The sequence below is a fragment of the Sphingosinicella sp. genome (assembly GCF_052387495.1).
In the GTDB taxonomy this organism is placed as follows: Bacteria; Pseudomonadota; Alphaproteobacteria; order Sphingomonadales; family Sphingomonadaceae; genus Allosphingosinicella.
On sequence record NZ_JBQTJC010000170.1, the window covers coordinates 1 to 14805 of the forward strand.

Annotated in this window: 17 protein-coding genes; 3 read left to right on the plus strand and 14 right to left on the minus strand. The window is 68.0% G+C overall.

The genetic code is table 11. The annotated features are described in order from the left end of the window. From ACT4N8_RS09390 to ACT4N8_RS09420, 7 genes are all read right to left on the minus strand, one after another. The coding region (locus tag ACT4N8_RS09390; RefSeq protein WP_444857869.1) for a secretin N-terminal domain-containing protein at positions 1–812 on the minus strand (812 nt) is incomplete at its 3' end. After that, complete coding sequence (locus tag ACT4N8_RS09395) at positions 809–1621, minus strand: type II secretion system protein N (protein ID WP_444857870.1); 813 nt, start codon at positions 1619–1621, stop codon at positions 809–811. The genes ACT4N8_RS09390 and ACT4N8_RS09395, both read right to left, overlap by 4 nt. A gap of 237 nt (positions 1622–1858) precedes the next feature. Beyond that, positions 1859–2659, minus strand: coding sequence for a prepilin peptidase (locus ACT4N8_RS09400; protein WP_444857871.1), 801 nt, complete (start codon positions 2657–2659; stop codon positions 1859–1861). Positions 2660–2772: 113 nt separating this feature from the next. After that, the gene (locus ACT4N8_RS09405; protein ID WP_444857872.1) at positions 2773–3150 is read right to left on the minus strand and encodes a tetratricopeptide repeat protein; all 378 of its coding nucleotides are present in this window, start codon (positions 3148–3150) and stop codon (positions 2773–2775) included. Positions 3151–3238: 88 nt separating this feature from the next. Continuing rightward, on the minus strand, positions 3239–4090 hold the full coding sequence (locus ACT4N8_RS09410; protein ID WP_444857873.1) for an HpcH/HpaI aldolase/citrate lyase family protein: 852 nt from the start codon (positions 4088–4090) through the stop codon (positions 3239–3241). Beyond that, a complete protein-coding gene (locus ACT4N8_RS09415) occupies positions 4087–4539 on the minus strand; it encodes a MaoC family dehydratase (RefSeq protein WP_444857874.1) in 453 nt (150 codons plus the stop codon). Before ACT4N8_RS09415 ends, ACT4N8_RS09410 begins: the two co-directional genes overlap by 4 nt. Positions 4540–4666: 127 nt before the next feature. Further along, positions 4667–6559: an acetyl/propionyl/methylcrotonyl-CoA carboxylase subunit alpha gene (locus ACT4N8_RS09420; protein WP_444857875.1), complete on the minus strand. Its 1893-nt coding sequence runs from the start codon at positions 6557–6559 to the stop codon at positions 4667–4669. 68 nt (positions 6560–6627) lie between these two features. Between ACT4N8_RS09420 and ACT4N8_RS09425 the strand changes: the two genes are divergently transcribed. Then, positions 6628–6951: a GIY-YIG nuclease family protein gene (locus ACT4N8_RS09425; RefSeq protein WP_444857876.1), complete on the plus strand. Its 324-nt coding sequence runs from the start codon at positions 6628–6630 to the stop codon at positions 6949–6951. A gap of 155 nt (positions 6952–7106) precedes the next feature. Here ACT4N8_RS09425 and ACT4N8_RS09430 read toward each other — a convergent pair whose 3' ends face one another. From ACT4N8_RS09430 to ACT4N8_RS09455, 6 genes are read right to left on the minus strand one after another with little or no spacing between them, the layout of a single operon-like run. Then, positions 7107–7493 (minus strand): RidA family protein, encoded by a 387-nt coding sequence (locus ACT4N8_RS09430; protein ID WP_444857877.1) that lies wholly within the window; start codon positions 7491–7493, stop codon positions 7107–7109. Continuing rightward, positions 7490–7957 carry a DUF4440 domain-containing protein gene (locus ACT4N8_RS09435; RefSeq protein ID WP_444857878.1) on the minus strand — a complete coding sequence of 156 codons (468 nt, stop codon included), beginning with the start codon at positions 7955–7957 and terminating at the stop codon, positions 7490–7492. Before ACT4N8_RS09435 ends, ACT4N8_RS09430 begins: the two co-directional genes overlap by 4 nt. A 22-nt stretch (positions 7958–7979) precedes the next feature. Further along, positions 7980–9575 (minus strand): carboxyl transferase domain-containing protein, encoded by a 1596-nt coding sequence (locus ACT4N8_RS09440; RefSeq protein ID WP_444857879.1) that lies wholly within the window; start codon positions 9573–9575, stop codon positions 7980–7982. Continuing rightward, positions 9572–9841 carry a hypothetical protein gene (locus ACT4N8_RS09445; protein ID WP_444857880.1) on the minus strand — a complete coding sequence of 90 codons (270 nt, stop codon included), beginning with the start codon at positions 9839–9841 and terminating at the stop codon, positions 9572–9574. The genes ACT4N8_RS09440 and ACT4N8_RS09445 overlap by 4 nt, the downstream gene beginning before the upstream one ends. A gap of 49 nt (positions 9842–9890) precedes the next feature. Beyond that, positions 9891–10649 carry a hypothetical protein gene (locus ACT4N8_RS09450; RefSeq protein WP_444857881.1) on the minus strand — a complete coding sequence of 253 codons (759 nt, stop codon included), beginning with the start codon at positions 10647–10649 and terminating at the stop codon, positions 9891–9893. A gap of 28 nt (positions 10650–10677) precedes the next feature. Then, positions 10678–11550 (minus strand): VOC family protein, encoded by an 873-nt coding sequence (locus ACT4N8_RS09455; RefSeq protein ID WP_444857882.1) that lies wholly within the window; start codon positions 11548–11550, stop codon positions 10678–10680. Here ACT4N8_RS09455 and ACT4N8_RS09460 point away from each other — a divergent pair. Further along, positions 11479–12132, plus strand: a complete 654-nt coding sequence (locus tag ACT4N8_RS09460) for a class I SAM-dependent methyltransferase (RefSeq protein WP_444857907.1) — start codon at positions 11479–11481, stop codon at positions 12130–12132. The genes ACT4N8_RS09455 and ACT4N8_RS09460 overlap by 72 nt on opposite strands. A gap of 16 nt (positions 12133–12148) precedes the next feature. Here the strand turns inward: ACT4N8_RS09460 and ACT4N8_RS09465 are convergent, their stop codons facing one another. Next, complete coding sequence (locus ACT4N8_RS09465) at positions 12149–13300, minus strand: isovaleryl-CoA dehydrogenase (protein ID WP_444857883.1); 1152 nt, start codon at positions 13298–13300, stop codon at positions 12149–12151. A gap of 230 nt (positions 13301–13530) precedes the next feature. Here ACT4N8_RS09465 and ACT4N8_RS09470 point away from each other — a divergent pair, with 230 nt between their 5' ends. Next, positions 13531–14718: an acetyl-CoA C-acyltransferase gene (locus tag ACT4N8_RS09470; protein ID WP_444857884.1), complete on the plus strand. Its 1188-nt coding sequence runs from the start codon at positions 13531–13533 to the stop codon at positions 14716–14718. Positions 14719–14805: the final 87 nt, after the last annotated feature.

Here is a 14805-nt window from a genome sequence, read left to right on the forward strand (position 1 = left end):
GTCGGGGCCTGGCCGAGCAGGGTCTGCAGAACGGGCAGCAATTGCTCGGCGTCGGCATGTTCGAGGAAGATGACGCGGATCTCGCTGCCCGACAGTGCCCGGCGGTCGAGCTCCTGCGCGATCCCGATCAGCTGCGCCACCGCCGCCGCGTCGCCGCGAAAGGCGAGCGCGTTCGAGCTGTCGACGGCCACGATCGAGACTCCTTCGGGGGCAAGCTCGGCGAGCGCGGCGGCGATCTCGCGCGCGCCCGCATTGTCGAGCCCGACGACTCGGGTGACGCCGCTGTCGACGTCGATCTGGGCGAGCACCTGGCGCACCCGGCGGACATTGTCGGCGAAGTCGGAAACGACGATCGAGCTGCGGCTGGCGGTGATCGAGCCGTCGCGGCTGACCAGCGGCCGCAGGGTCTCGACCGCCGCGGCGGGCTCGATCCGCCGCAGCCGGATGATCTCGGTGACGAAGGCGCTGGCGCCGACCCGCCGCGAGCTTCCCACCGGCGCCGAGGAGGAGGCGCCCGCGATCGGCTGGATGCGCAGCGCCCCGCCCGCGGCAGGCACCGCGACAAAGCCGGAGCCGCGCAGCGTGGAGAGGAACAGCTCGAAATATTCGCTGCGGCTGAGCGGCCGCTCGGTCACCACCGAGACCCGGCCCTGCACGGCCGGATCGATGATGAAGGTCCGCCCCGTGACCCGCGCCGCGTCCTGGATGAAGGCGCGAATGTCCGCCTCGCGCAGGTTCAGCACATATTGCGACCAGGCCGGCGAGACGGGCGTCAGCAGCAGCAGCGAAAAGGCGATCAGGAAACGCTTCACGGATTGGTCCTCATGCGCACGGGGACGGCGCGGCCGCCGCGATCCACCATCAGGGTGACGCTGCCGCCGGACTGGCGGAACAGGGTGAGCGCCTGGTCGGCGCCGGTCACCCGCTGGCCGGTCACCGCGACGATCACGTCGCCCGGCTGGAAGCCCGCCGCGCGATAGGCCGCGCCGCCATCACCGCCGGGCGCGACGATCAGGCCGGTGATCTGGTTGTTGCTCATCCGCGGCTGGAGCGAGAGCGGCGCGTTGGGCGCCGGCGCGGCGGCGATCGGCGGCGGCGGCGCGGGCGCCGCGGGCGCGGGCGGCGGCGCCTGGCCCGGCTGCGGCGCGCCGGCGGTCGCGGCGGGCTGCGATTGATCGAGGAAGATCTGCTCCATCGCGCCGGCGCGGTTGATCGTGACATAGTCGAAGCCGACCGCGGCGAGGGTCACGCCGGGCATCACCTCCTCGCCGACCGCGAAGCTGCGCTGGGTGCCGTCGGGCAGGCCGATGATCGCCGAGCCGCGCCCGGTCGCCCGGTCCTCGCGCACGCCGAAGAGCTGGAGGTTGAGCGCGGTGACCACGGCAGGCGCGCCGCCGCCGGAGAGGCGAAAGAAGGGATCGAAATCACCCAGCGCGCCGCCCGCGGCGGGAAGCGCGTTCAGCGTGCTCGCCGGCCGCCACTCGCCCAAGGGGCCGAGCGGAGTCACCACCGCCCAGACCAGCCGCGCCGCCTGCACCGCGATCAGCGCCAGCAGCGCCAGCTCGAGCGCGGAGAAAATGGTGGGACGGGGCAGCCGCCTGAAAAGCCGCTCAGCGCGCACGACGAACCGAATCCCTCCCCGAACAAGCCAAGCGGCTCAGCTATGTCGTTCCCGTGACTCATTCGAGACAAGGGATCGACGCGGACGGCTCATCGTCTTGAAATGGCGGCCGAACGCCTCCCCTTCCCCGAAGAGTCGTAGCGAGGGGGAAGGTTCACAGCTTTTCGGGGGCGGCGCAAGGGAGAGAATCAGTCGGGCGGCGCCTCTAGGGAAAAACGCCGCCCTCAAGCCCCTCCTCTAGCAGGGCAATTCTGGACAGAGGCTGAATGTCCCCGCCGCCGCGAGCAGCCAGAGCGGCCAGGCCGCGAGCGCCATCAAGGTGCCCAGCGGCAGCCGCGTCATCGCCGTCACCTCCTGGCCTCGCAGCCTCAGGCTGAGGATTGCGACGAGGCCGAGCAGCCCGGCGCCAAGCAGCACGAAAGGAAGCTGGAAGGCGCCGAGCCAGGCGCCGATCGCGCCGAGCAACTTTGGATCGCCACCGCCCATCCCCTCGCGTCCGCGCAGCCGGGCGTAGGCGAGGGTGATCAGCGCCAGCGTCGCCCAACCGATCGCGGCGCCCGCGAGTCGCTCAGGCAGCGGCGGCCCAAATCCAGCCCAGGCAGCGGCTATGCCCAGCGGAATGAGCGGTAGGGTCAGAAGATCGGGCAGCCAGTGATGCTCGAGATCGAGCGCGGAGATCAGGAGCAGCCACCAGCCCAGCACGGCGGTAACCAGAGCGAGCGGCAGCGGGTGGACGGCGAAGGCGGCGAGGCCGACGAACGCCGCCGCCAGCTCGATCGCGACATGGCGCCGGTCGATCCGCGCCCCGCAACGCCGGCAGCGGCCCCGCGCGGCCAAGAGCGAGACGATCGGCACCAAGGCGAGCGGCCCGAGCGCCTCCCGACACGAATCGCAGCGCGAGCGCCCGCCGAGCGCACTCTCACCTTTGGGCCAGCGGATCAGGACGGTGGCGAGGAAGCTGCCGACGATCGCGCCGAGCAGCAGCCCCGCGGGCAGCCGCAGGGCGAGCGGTTCGAGAAGAGCGAAAAATCCCGCCACGCGCCCTCGTTACGGAGCGCGGGCGGGGCTTTCAACGACGCCTGTCATTGCGAGCCGCGAAACGGCGCGGCAATCCGGTCTGGATTGCTTTACTACGCTCGCAATGACGAGAATTAGCGCGTGCCGAGCTGGGCGGTCTCGTAGCGGGCGAGCGCCTCGCGGGCGAGCTCGCGGGTCGAGAGCCAGCGCCCTCCAAGCGTCTCGACCTCAGTATGGCGGGTCGAGGCGAGCGCCGCGCGCCAGGCGGCAAGCGCCTCGGCGGTGCGCCCCGTGCGCATATAGACTTCGCCGAGATTGATCAGCCGCGCCGGATCGCTGGTGGCGCCGAGCGCGTCGTCCTTGAGCAGGGCCTCGGCCCGGGCAAGGTCGCCCCGCTCGATCGCGGCGACGGCGAGGCTGCCGCGCGGATAGCCGCTTTCCACACTCTGCGCCGAAACGCCTGTCGCGGTGAGAGCAAAGCCGGCAGCGGCGAGATACGCGAACGTCTTCATCGGCCATCCCCTTGTGTCGATGACGGGGAAATTACGCCGATGTTACATTTGATGCAATGCGGATGTGACTGTTTTGGTTCGATTTATGTTACAGTTTTGTGACATCGAGGCTCGCCAGCATGCGCCGCGCCTGGACGAGGTGGGGACGGTCGATCATCCGGCCGTCGAGCGACAGCGCCCCCGCCCCGGGACTGGCCTCGAACGCCGCGACCACGGCCCGGGCATGCGCGACCTCTGCCTCGCTCGGAGTGAAGGCGGCGTTGATCGCGGGGATCTGGTCGGGGTGGATCGCCATCATGCCGGTGAACCCGTCCCGCCGCGCCCGCGCCGCATAGGCCGCCAGCCCGTCGAGGTCGCGAAACGCCGGATAGACCGTCTCGATCGCCGCCACGCCCGCCGCCGCCGCGCCGAACAGGCAGAGCGAACGGGCGAGCTCATAGGGCGCCGTGAAGCTGCCGTCCTCCTCCCGACTGGTCGCCGCGCCGATCGCGGCGGGCAGATCCTCCGCCCCCCAGGTCAGGCCCGCGAGTCGCTTCACCCCGCCATAAGTCCCGAGCTGGAACATCGCCGCCGGGGTCTCGGTGGCGATGGCGAGGATCTGCGCGGTGGCGTTGCCGCGCTCGGCGAGGCTGCGCGCCAGCTCCGCCACCGACACGCCCCCTTCCGCCTTGGGCAGCACGATTCCGTCCGGATGCGCGGGCAGGATCGCGGCGAGGTCCTTGTCATGCTCCGGGCTGTCCAGCGGATTAACCCGCACCCAGAGCCGCGCCTTGCCGTTGGCAACGAGAAAATCGGCGACGCTCTTGCGCGCCTCCGCCTTCTTCTCCGCCGCCACTGCATCCTCCAGATCGAGGATCAAGGCGTCCGCCCCCGAGCCCAGCGCCTTCGCCATCCGGTCCGGCCGGTCGCCCGGGACGAACAGGAGCGAACGTAGCTTCACGCCGGCCGCCGCTGCATCAGCGCCGTCCGCTCCATCACGCAGACCAGCTCGTCCTTCTGGTTGAACATGCGGTGCTCGAAGGTGACGATCCCCGCCTCGGGCCGCGAATTCGAATCCTTCAGCCCCACCACCTCGGTCTCCGCGCGCAGCGTGTCGCCGATGAAGACCGGCGCGGGCATCCGCACCTTGTCATAGCCGAGATTGGCGACCAGCGTGCCGAGCGTCGTGTCCCCCACCGACAGCCCGACCAGCAAGGCGAAGGTGAAGGTGCCGTTGACGACGATCCGCCCGAACTCGGTGGCTTCCGCATAGGTCTCGTCGAGATGGAGGGGCTGCGGATTGTGGGTCAGCGCCGAGATCAGCAGATTATCGGTCTCGGTGACCGTCCGGTGCGGCTGGTGCCGGATCCGGTCGCCCAAGGTCCATTGCTCGTAATAGCGCCCGGGCATCAGTCCTCCCCCCAAGCGTCATGCTGAACTCGGTTCAGCATCCATGCCGCGGCACCCGCGCGCCTCGGCGCTCCGCATGAAGGCAACGGCATGGACCCTGAATCAAGTTCAGGGTGACGATGACGAGTCATTCCCACTCACCCTTTTCGATCCGCGCGAGCAAGGCGCCCTCGCTCACCTGCGCGCCCTCCTCGGCGTTGAGCTCCGCCACGATACCGTCGAACGGCGAGGCGAGGCTATGCTCCATCTTCATCGCCTCGAGCGTGAGCAGCTTCTGTCCCTTGGTCACGGCCTCGCCCTTAGCAATGGCGAGTGCAATGATCTTCCCTGGCATCGGGGAGACGATCGCGCCGTCGCTCGCGGCACTACCCGATCCGCCGGTCGTCCGACTGATCGATACCAAGTAGCGGGCACCGCCCTTGAGCATCAGTTGCTCGCTCGGGGAACCGGTCTCCTGAAATCCGCACTCGTAGGCGCCGACCGTCGTCGGTTGATAGTCGAACGTCGTGCGCTCTCCATTCACGTCCAGAGCCAGCCACCGCTCGGGCTCGCGGTTAAGCCGAAATCCGAAAAGCGGTGCCGCCATTGGCGAGAACTTCGTCGATTGGCGCGCGAACCAAGTGGCTGCGTCGCTCAAATCTCTCGCCGTGGGACCCGGATCCTGGAGAATCGCGTCGCCGCGCCGCGCGATCAGGCCCGTGTCGAGGTCACCAGCCTGCACGTCGGGATCGCGCAGCAGCCGGACCAAGAAGGCGATGTTCGTCTTCACTGGCCAGACGACGCTGAACTCCAGCTCGCCCGCTAGCATTTCCAGCGCCTGCTGCCTCTCGTCGGCATGGACGATCACCTTGGCGATCATCGGATCGTAATACGGGGAGATGGTCGCCCCCTCCTCGACGCCGGTATCGACGCGAGTATCGCCGCACAGAGTGAAAACGCTCAGCGTGCCGATGCTGGGCAAGAAGCCCTTCGACGGATCTTCCGCATAGAGCCGCGCCTCCATCGCCCAGCCGTCGATGCTGAGCTCCTCCTGCTTCAGCGGCAGCGCCTCCCCGCTGGCCACCCGCAGCTGCCATTCCACCAGATCGACCCCGGTGATCTCCTCCGTAACCGGATGCTCGACCTGGAGGCGGGTGTTCATCTCCATGAACCAGATGCGGTCCGCCCGCAGCCCCTCGCTCGCGTCGGCGATGAACTCGATCGTCCCCGCGCCGACATAGTCGACCGCCTTGGCCGCCTTCACCGCGGCCTCGCAGACCGCCGCCCGCGTCACCTCATCCATCCCCGGCGCCGGCGCCTCCTCGATCACCTTCTGGTGACGGCGCTGCAGCGAACAATCGCGCTCGAACAGGTGGACGACATTGCCGTGCGTGTCGCCGAACACCTGCACCTCGATATGGCGCGGGCGCTCGATATATTTTTCGAGCAGCACCCGGTCGTCGCCGAAGCTCGACGCCGCCTCGCGCTTGCAGCTTTGCAGCATCTCGTCGAACTCGGCCGCGTCATTGACCCGCCGCATCCCCTTGCCGCCGCCCCCCGCGACCGCCTTGATCAGCACCGGCCAGCCGATCGCCTCCGCCTCCTGCTTCAGCCGCTTCGGGTCCTGGTCCTCGCCGAGATAGCCGGGCGTCACCGGCACGCCGGCCGCCGCCATCAATTTCTTCGCCGCGTCCTTGAGGCCCATGGCGGTGATCGAGGCCGGCCTCGGCCCGACCCAGATCAGCCCCGCGTCGATCACGGCCTGCGCGAATGCCGCATTCTCGGAGAGAAACCCATATCCCGGATGGATCGCCTCCGCCCCCGTCGCCTTCGCCGCCGCGATGATCTTCTCGCCGACGAGATAGCTCTCCCGCGCCGGGCTCGGCCCGATATGCACCGCCTCGTCCGCCGCGCGCACATGCAGCGCCCTGGCATCCGCATCGGAATAGACCGCGACCGTCCGCACCCCGAGCCTGCGCGCAGTGCGAATGATCCGACAGGCAATCTCGCCGCGATTGGCGATGAGGAGGGATTTCAGCACTGCGCCATATCCCTCTTCCCGTCATGCTGAACTTGTTTCAGCATCCATGCCGCGACATCTTCGCCCCGATGCGTGACCGCCAGCCCTGCACCTACATCCTCGCCAGCCAGAAGAACGGCACGCTCTACGTCGGCTTCACCTCCGACCTCGCCGCCCGCCTCGCTCAACACCGCGCCGGCACCGTGCCCGGCTTCGCCTCCCGCTATGGCGCGATCCGCCTCGTCCACGCCGAATTCCACGATCGGATGGACGAAGCCATCGCCCGCGAAAAGCAGCTCAAGCGCTGGCACCGGGCCTGGAAGATCGCGCTCATCGAGGAGCACAATCCGGACTGGCGCGATCTCGGCATAGCATGGGGGCTGGTGGAGCCGGGCAGCCGGTACAACAAATAGGCCGTCGTCCTCCGCGTCATCCTGAACTGGTTTCAGGATCCATGCCGAAACGTCTGGAGCAGACGCCAACCTACGCGAACATGACCAAGGCTCCGGCATGGATGCTGAAACAAGTTCAGCATGACGAACGTGGGCGGTCATGCCAGTGCTTCCCCTCATCGCGCCGCGATCACCTCGATCTCCAGCAGCCAGGCCGGATCGTAGATGCCCGCGATGATGATGGTGAGCGCCGGGGTCAAGCCCGCCAGCACCTCTTGCCGGATCGCGCTGTTCTCCTCGGCATAGGCGCGGTCGGAGAGGAAGGTCGTCACCTTGACGATGTCCGCGAGGCCCATCCCGCCCGCGCGAAGCTGCGCCTCGACATTGCGCCAGACGAGGCGGCACTGATCGGCGAACGGCTCCGGCACGGAGCCGTCGACATCCAACGGAATCTGCCCGGAGACGAACAGCAGCTCGCGCGTGCCCTCGACCCGCACCGCCTGCGCATAGCCACCAAAAGCCGAGGGGGCGTCTGATGCCTCGAGCGGCTCGCCGCCCGTCACCGCCGCTCGCAGCCGGTGCGCTCGCGGGTGAAGCTGGCGTGGAGCATCAGCCAGCGGCCGTCGCGGCGGACCATCTCGAACAGGTCGGTGCCGCAATGCGAGAAACTGTCGCCGATCCACAGATCGTAGCGCGACCAGACCAAGGCGAGATCGCCGTGGACCCGCACCTCAGGATCGAACATCCGCTCGCGGATCGGCGCCGGCGCTTGTGGCAGCCGCTGCGCGAACTCGGCCCAGGTGGAAGTGGCAATGGACGATCCGCCAGCGCCGTCCATGGTGATCGCGGTGACGACGCCCGCCGGGTCGGTGATCTGAGGGATCGCCGCCGCATCGCGTGCCAGCATCGCCGCGAACAACCGCTCCACCCCGGCAAGCACCGCCTGCCGCTCCGCCGCATCGCCGCCCTGCGCCGCGGCGGGCGCGGCAATGAGCAGCAGCAACGCAACGAAAAATGACTTCAGCACCGGCCTCTACTCCCCTTCACCCTCACATCCTGAACACGCCGAATTTCGCCCGTTCCGGAATCGGCGCGTTGAGCGTGGCGGCGAAGGCGAGGCCGAGCACGTCCCTTGTCTGCACGGGATCGACGATGCCGTCGTCCCAGAGCCGCGCGGTGGCGTGGTACGGATTCCCCTGCGCTTCGTAATCGTCGCGGATCGGCTGCTTGAACGCTTCGGCCTGCTCCGCCGTCCAGGTCTCGGCATCCTTGTGCACCGTCGCCAGCACGCTCGCCGCCTGCTCGCCGCCCATCACGGAGATGCGGCTGTTCGGCCAAGTGAACAGGAAGCGTGGGCCATAGGCCCGCCCGCACATGCCGTAATTGCCGGCGCCGAAGCTGCCGCCGATCAGGACGGTAATCTTGGGCACGCTCGCCGTCGCCACCGCGGTCACCAGCTTGGCGCCGTGCTTGGCGATCCCCTCGGCCTCATATTTGCCGCCGACCATGAAGCCGGAGATGTTCTGCAGGAACAGCAAAGGCGTGCGGCGCTGGCAGGCCAGCTCGATGAAATGCGCGCCCTTCACGGCGCTCTCGCTGAACAATATGCCGTTATTGGCCAGGATCGCCACCGGGATCCCCCAGATCCGCGCGAAGCCGCAGACGAGCGTGCTCCCGTACAGCGCCTTGAACTCGTGAAACTCCGACCCGTCCACGATCCGCGCGATCACCTCGTGCACGTCATAGGGCGTCCGCACGTCGTCCGGGATCACGCCGTACAGCCCTTCCGCATCGAGCTTCGGCGGCACCGGTTCGGCGAGGTCGATATCGTGCGATTTCACCGTGTTCAGCCGCGCCACGATGTCGCGGACGATGGTCAGCGCGTGCTCGTCATTCTCGGCGAGATGATCGACCACGCCCGATTTGCGCGCGTGCAAATCGCCGCCGCCCAGCTCCTCCGCGCTGATCACCTCGCCCGTCGCCGCCTTCACCAGCGGCGGGCCGGCCAGGAAGATCGTGCCCTGCTCGCGCACGATCACGCTTTCGTCGCTCATCGCCGGCACATAGGCCCCGCCCGCCGTGCAGCTCCCCATCACGCAGGCGATCTGCGCCAGCCCCTCGGCCGACATCTGCGCCTGGTTGTAGAAAATCCGCCCGAAATGCTCGCGGTCGGGGAAGACCTCGGCCTGGTGCGGCAGGTTCGCACCGCCCGAGTCGACCAAATAGACGCTGGGCAGCCGGTTCTGCAGCGCGATCTCCTGCGCGCGCAGATGCTTCTTCACCGTCATCGGATAATAAGTGCCGCCCTTCACCGTGGCGTCGTTGCAGACGATCATCGTCTCGCGCCCCGACACCCGGCCGATCCCGGCGATCATCCCCGCGCCCGGCACCTCGGCCTTGTACATGTCGCAGGCGGCGAGCTGGCCGATCTCGAGAAAGGGTGAGCCCGGGTCCAGGAGCCGTTCCACGCGCTCCCTCGGCAGCAATTTCCCGCGCGCCACGTGGCGCTCGCGATGCTTCTCCGGCCCGCCTTTCGCCGCCTCCGCCACCCGCGCCCGCAGCTCCTCGGCCAGCGCCCGATTATGCTCCGCATAACGCCGGAACTCCGCGCCATTCTCGTCGAGCTTGCTGGTGAGCTGGCTCATGCCGGCTTCCCCTGCGGATGGAGCGGCTGCTTGCGGATCAGATAGCGGTAGATGCCGAGCAGGTTGATGCCGAAGAGCACCGCGTTCTGCGTGGTCAGCCCGCCCGTGTCGTCGAGCAGCCCGAAGCCGATCCAGGCGAGATTCATCGTGCAGAACAGGACGAAGCCCCACCCGGTCACCCGCCGCCCCCAATCCGCCGCGATCATCAGCGCCGCGATGATGCCGGAGACGGTCGCATACCATTCGAGGATGTCGGCGATGGTCATGCAATGCTGCCTAGATTGCGTGACGGCGCTTGGAAAGGCGGCGCGCGCATCAGCCGGCGGCCGGACGAAGCTCGGACAGCCAATGGTCGTTCATCCATTGCCCCGCCGCCGCGCGCAGCCGGGGCGCATAAGCGGGCAGTTCCAGCCCCGCAAGCGGCAATCCGAATTCCGCCGCCGTGGCGGCGATTTCGGCGTCGTCGAGGCGCAGCCGGCCGGCCGTGACCGCGTGGCGGGCGAGCTCCAGCTCCTGGCCCCAGAAATGGACCCGGCCCGCGCCGACCTTGGCCTGCATGCGGCGCACCTCGTCCACCCGCCCCGCGCTGACGAGCGGGAGCCAGATGTCGGCCAGCAGCAGGTCCACCGGCCCGTCCGGTCGCCACTCGAACGCGTTGCCATGGACGATCCGGACCTTCTCCCCCGCCCCGCCCGGCAGCCGGCCGAACAGGCCGAGCGCTTCGTGCAGCGCGATCAGCCCGGCGTCGCGCTCGACCACGATCACCGAGGCGACGCCGGGGCGGAGCGCGCTCGCCGCCGCCGACCAGCCCATGCCGAGGCCGAAAATGACGACGTGCCCCTCGGCGCAGGCGACGCCGATCCCGAGGCTCTCGATCTCGACCGGCATCAGCGACATCCAGGTGTCGCTGCCCTTGTCGAGCGAGACCACGCCGGAGACGGGCCGCGCCGGGCTCCAATAGCCGCGCAAGGGAATGTCGTCCGGCCAGCGGCGCAGCTCCCACGCCCCGAGCCGCATTGGCCGATAAAGGCAGGCGATCGGATCGGCATGGATCTCAGGCGCCGTGGTCAGCATATCGGCGGCCTGACCAGGGGACGGCGCCTCAACCCGCCTCGACCAGGTTGCTGATCTCGACGAGATTGCCGTCGGGATCGTGGAAATAGATCGACAGGATCGGCCCCGTCGCGCCCCAACGCTGATCCGGACCGTCCACGATAGCGATGCCGCGCGCCTCGAGCTGTTCCGCCGCCGCTTCGATCGGCACGTCGGTCAGCAGGCAGAAATTGCCGCTGCCCGGCACCGTGTCCCTGGCGATCGCCGGGACAGCGACCGCGTCCTGCAGGCTGATCTTCTGCGCGCCGAAATGAAGCGACCATTTGCCCGGCCGCTCCTCGCGCGATGCCATCCCGAGCAGCGCCTCGTAGAAACGCCGCGTCGCCGCCACGTCGCGCACGCACAGCACGATATGGTCGAGGGCGCGGACCGGAATCACGCCCCGATCAATTCCCGCCCGATCAGCATGCGACGGATCTCCTTCGTCGAAAAAAGCATGCCGCTCGCCTAGCGCCGCTTGCCACCATTGCAAAGCAACCTCCTTCTTCAGGGACCTTGCGATGCCCGTCTTGGGCAGAATTGCGGAACCGCAGTGAGGAAGATGAACAAGCCAGTGACCGCTGCCGGCATGGAATTCAAGACCCGAACGCGTGTCGGCGGAGGATCCGAAGCTTGGTCGATATTCTGGCGGGAGTTCAGTCAGGATAACGAGCCGAACGATCGATGCTAAGTTCCCGGCGACGGGCGATGCGCGCTGGACAGGCAGTGGGCGCATTTCGCGAATGAGCTGCCGCGTGACGCGCGCGTCATCGATCTTGGATGCGGCGCTGGTATCGTTGGGCGCAACCTCCTGAGCCACCGAAACGATCTGCGGATCACCGGCGTCGATTTGGCGCGCGTACCGGTGAGAAATCAGGCACACCTCACGATCCACGCGCCGGTAAACATGGAAGCTCTACCGTTTGGCGATCGCGGCTTCGATGCCGCGGTCAGCCAGTTCGGCATCGAATACGGAAACATCGTCGATACGGCTCGAGAGCTGGAGCGTGTCCTGATACCCGGCGCACGTTTCTGCTTTCTGGTGCACCATCGCGACAGTGAGATCGTGCGCGAGGGCAGCGCGCGCCGTCTGGCCCTCCGGGAGCTGACGTCAGGGCAAATCAAGAGCGCCTTTCTGTCCGGCAGCGTCAAGGGAGTCGACCAGCAGCATCGGCACCTGAAGAAGCTGTTTCCAGCCGAACCCATGGTCAAGCTCGTCAACGACCACTTCCACCACAATATCGCTCGCACGCGCGCGGAACGACAAGCGGTCTGGCGAAAGCTGTCGGACGATCTGAATCCCGAGATTTGGTTGCTCCTCCAGCTCGATAGGAGCGCAAAGTCGGCGGCCGAGATGGGCTCATGGCTGGTTCCGCTGCTGTCGACCATGACCTCGGTCGGCGCGTCGATCGTGCGGCGCGGATCGGGGGAACCGATCGCATGGAAGCTTCACGGCACGCGGTAACGGGAATTCCTGGAAGCTAGCTCCCGATCAATTCCCGCCCGATCAGCATCCGCCGGATCTCGTTCGTCCCGGCGCCGATATCGAGCAATTTGGCGTCGCGGAAATAGCGCTCGACCGGCCAGTCCTTGGTGTAGCCCGCCCCGCCCAGCGCCTGGATCGCCTCGCCCGCCACTTTGACCGCATTCTCGCTCGCCAGCAGGATCGCGCCCGCCGCGTCGAAGCGCGTCGTCTTGCCCGCGTCGCAGGCCCGCGCCACCTGGTAGACATAGGCCCGCGCCGAGTTGAGCGCGACATACATGTCCGCGACCTTCGCCTGAATCAGCTGGAACGAGCCGATCGCCTTGCCGAACTGCTTCCGCTCGCGCACGTACGGCAAGACCACGTCGAGGCAGGCCTGCATGATCCCGAGCTGGATGCCGGCGAGCACGGTCCGCTCGTAATCGAGGCCGCTCATCAGCACCCCGACGCCGCCGTTCACGGGGCCCATCACATTCTCTTCCGGCACCTCGCAATCGTCGAATATCAGCTCGGCGGTGGGCGAGCCGCGCATCCCCATCTTGTCCAGCTTCTGGCCGATCGAGAAGCCCGGCATGTCCTTCTCGATCAGGAAGGTGGTGATCCCCCGGCTCCCCTCGCCGGTCTTCGCGTAGACGACGAGCGTGTCGGCATTCGCCGCGTTGGTGATCCAGAATTTGGTGCCGTTGAGGACATAGCCGCCCTGCACCGCCTCGGCCTTGAGCTTCATCGAGACCACGTCGCTGCCCGCCCCCGCTTCCGACATGGCGAGGCTGCCGACATGCTCGCCGCTGATCAGCTTGGGCAGATATTTCGCCTTCTGCTCCGCGCTCGCCCAGCGCCGGATCTGGTTGACGCAGAGGTTCGAATGCGCGCCGTAGGAGAGGCCGATGGAGGCCGAGGCGCGCGCCACCTCCTCCTGCGCCACGACATGCTCGAGATAGCCGAGCCCGAGCCCGCCATCCTCCTCCGCCACCGTGATCCCGTGCAGCCCCAAGGCCCCCATTTCGGGCCAAAGCTCGGTCGGAAACCAGTCCTCCGCGTCGATCCGCGCCGCGAGCGGCTCGATCCGCTCCCTGGCGAAACGCCGCGTCGTGTCGCGGATCGTGTCGGCCATCTCGCCGAGTTCGAAATCGAGGCCCAGCTCGGACATGCGTCAAGTCTCCCTGGCCCGGAGGCCTAGCCCCGAGCGCCGATTTGAACAAGCGCACGCCCGCGCCTATGTGCGGCGCACGACGCACCCGTCATTGCGAGGAGCGAAGCGAAGCGGCAATCCAGCCTGGATGTTCGGGTGCGACCTGTCCCACAGGTCGCAGCCATGTCCGGGGGACATGGCGACCCGCGCATCTTCGCTTCGCTCGCAATGACGAAGAAGGAACCGCCATGACCACCGACCCGATCGTCATCCTCTCCTACGCCCGCACCCCGATGGGCTCGTTCCAGGGCAGCCTCTCCGGCGCCAGCGCCACCGAGCTCGGCGCCGCCGCGGTCGGCGCCGCCGTCAGCCGCGCCGGCGTCGCGCACGAGGATATCGAGAAAATCTACATGGGCTGCGTCCTCCCCGCCGGGCTCGGCCAGGCCCCGGCGCGGCAGGCGGCGCTGAAGGCGGGCCTGCCCACCCATATCGAGGCGACCACGGTCAACAAGATGTGCGGCTCGGGCATGCAGGCCGCGATCATGGCCGCCGACACGCTCGCCGCGGGCAGCGCCGAGATCGTCATCGCCGGCGGCATGGAGTCGATGACCAACGCCCCCTATCTCCTCCCCAAGCATCGCGGCGGCGCCCGCATCGGCCACGACCGCGTCATCGACTCCATGTTCTTCGACGGCCTCGAGGACGCTTATGAGCAGGGCCGCCTGATGGGCAGCTTCGCCGAGGAAAGCGCGCGCGACTATCAGTTCACCCGCGAGGCGCAGGACGATTACGCCATCGCCAGCCTCACTCGCGCGCAGAACGCACAGACCAGCGGCGCCTTCGACCGCGAGATCGTCGCGGTCGAGATATCCGGCCGCAAGGGCCCGGTGACGGTCGACAAGGACGAGCAGCCCGCCAAGGGCGACCCCTCCAAAATCCCGAGCCTCAAGCCCGCCTTCGCCAAGGACGGCACGATCACCGCCGCCAACGCCTCGTCCATTTCGGACGGCGCCGCCGCGATGGTCCTCACCCGCCAGAGCGTCGCCGACCGGCTCGGCTTGAAGCCCGTCGCCCGCATCGTCGCCCACGCCGCCCACGCCCACGAGCCGGCCAAATTCACTACCGCGCCCGTCGGCGCGATGGAGAAGGTGTTGAAGCAAGCGGGCTGGGCCGCGAGCGAGGTCGATCTCTACGAGGTCAACGAGGCCTTCGCCTGCGTCGCGATGATCGCGATGCGCGATCTCGGCATTCCCCACGACAAGATCAACGTCCACGGCGGCGCCACCGCCTTGGGCCACCCGATCGGCGCGAGCGGCGCGCGCGTCATGGCCACCCTCCTCAGCGCCCTCGAAACCCACGGCGGCAGGAAGGGCGTCGCCTCGCTCTGCATCGGCGGCGGCGAGGCGACGGCGGTGGCGGTGGAGCTGGTGGACTGACGTCCCGTCGAAGGCTGACCCGAAAGAAACTTACTGATTTTCAATCAATCCAGAGCAGACTCGGGATGACTGCCACAATCCGAGGAC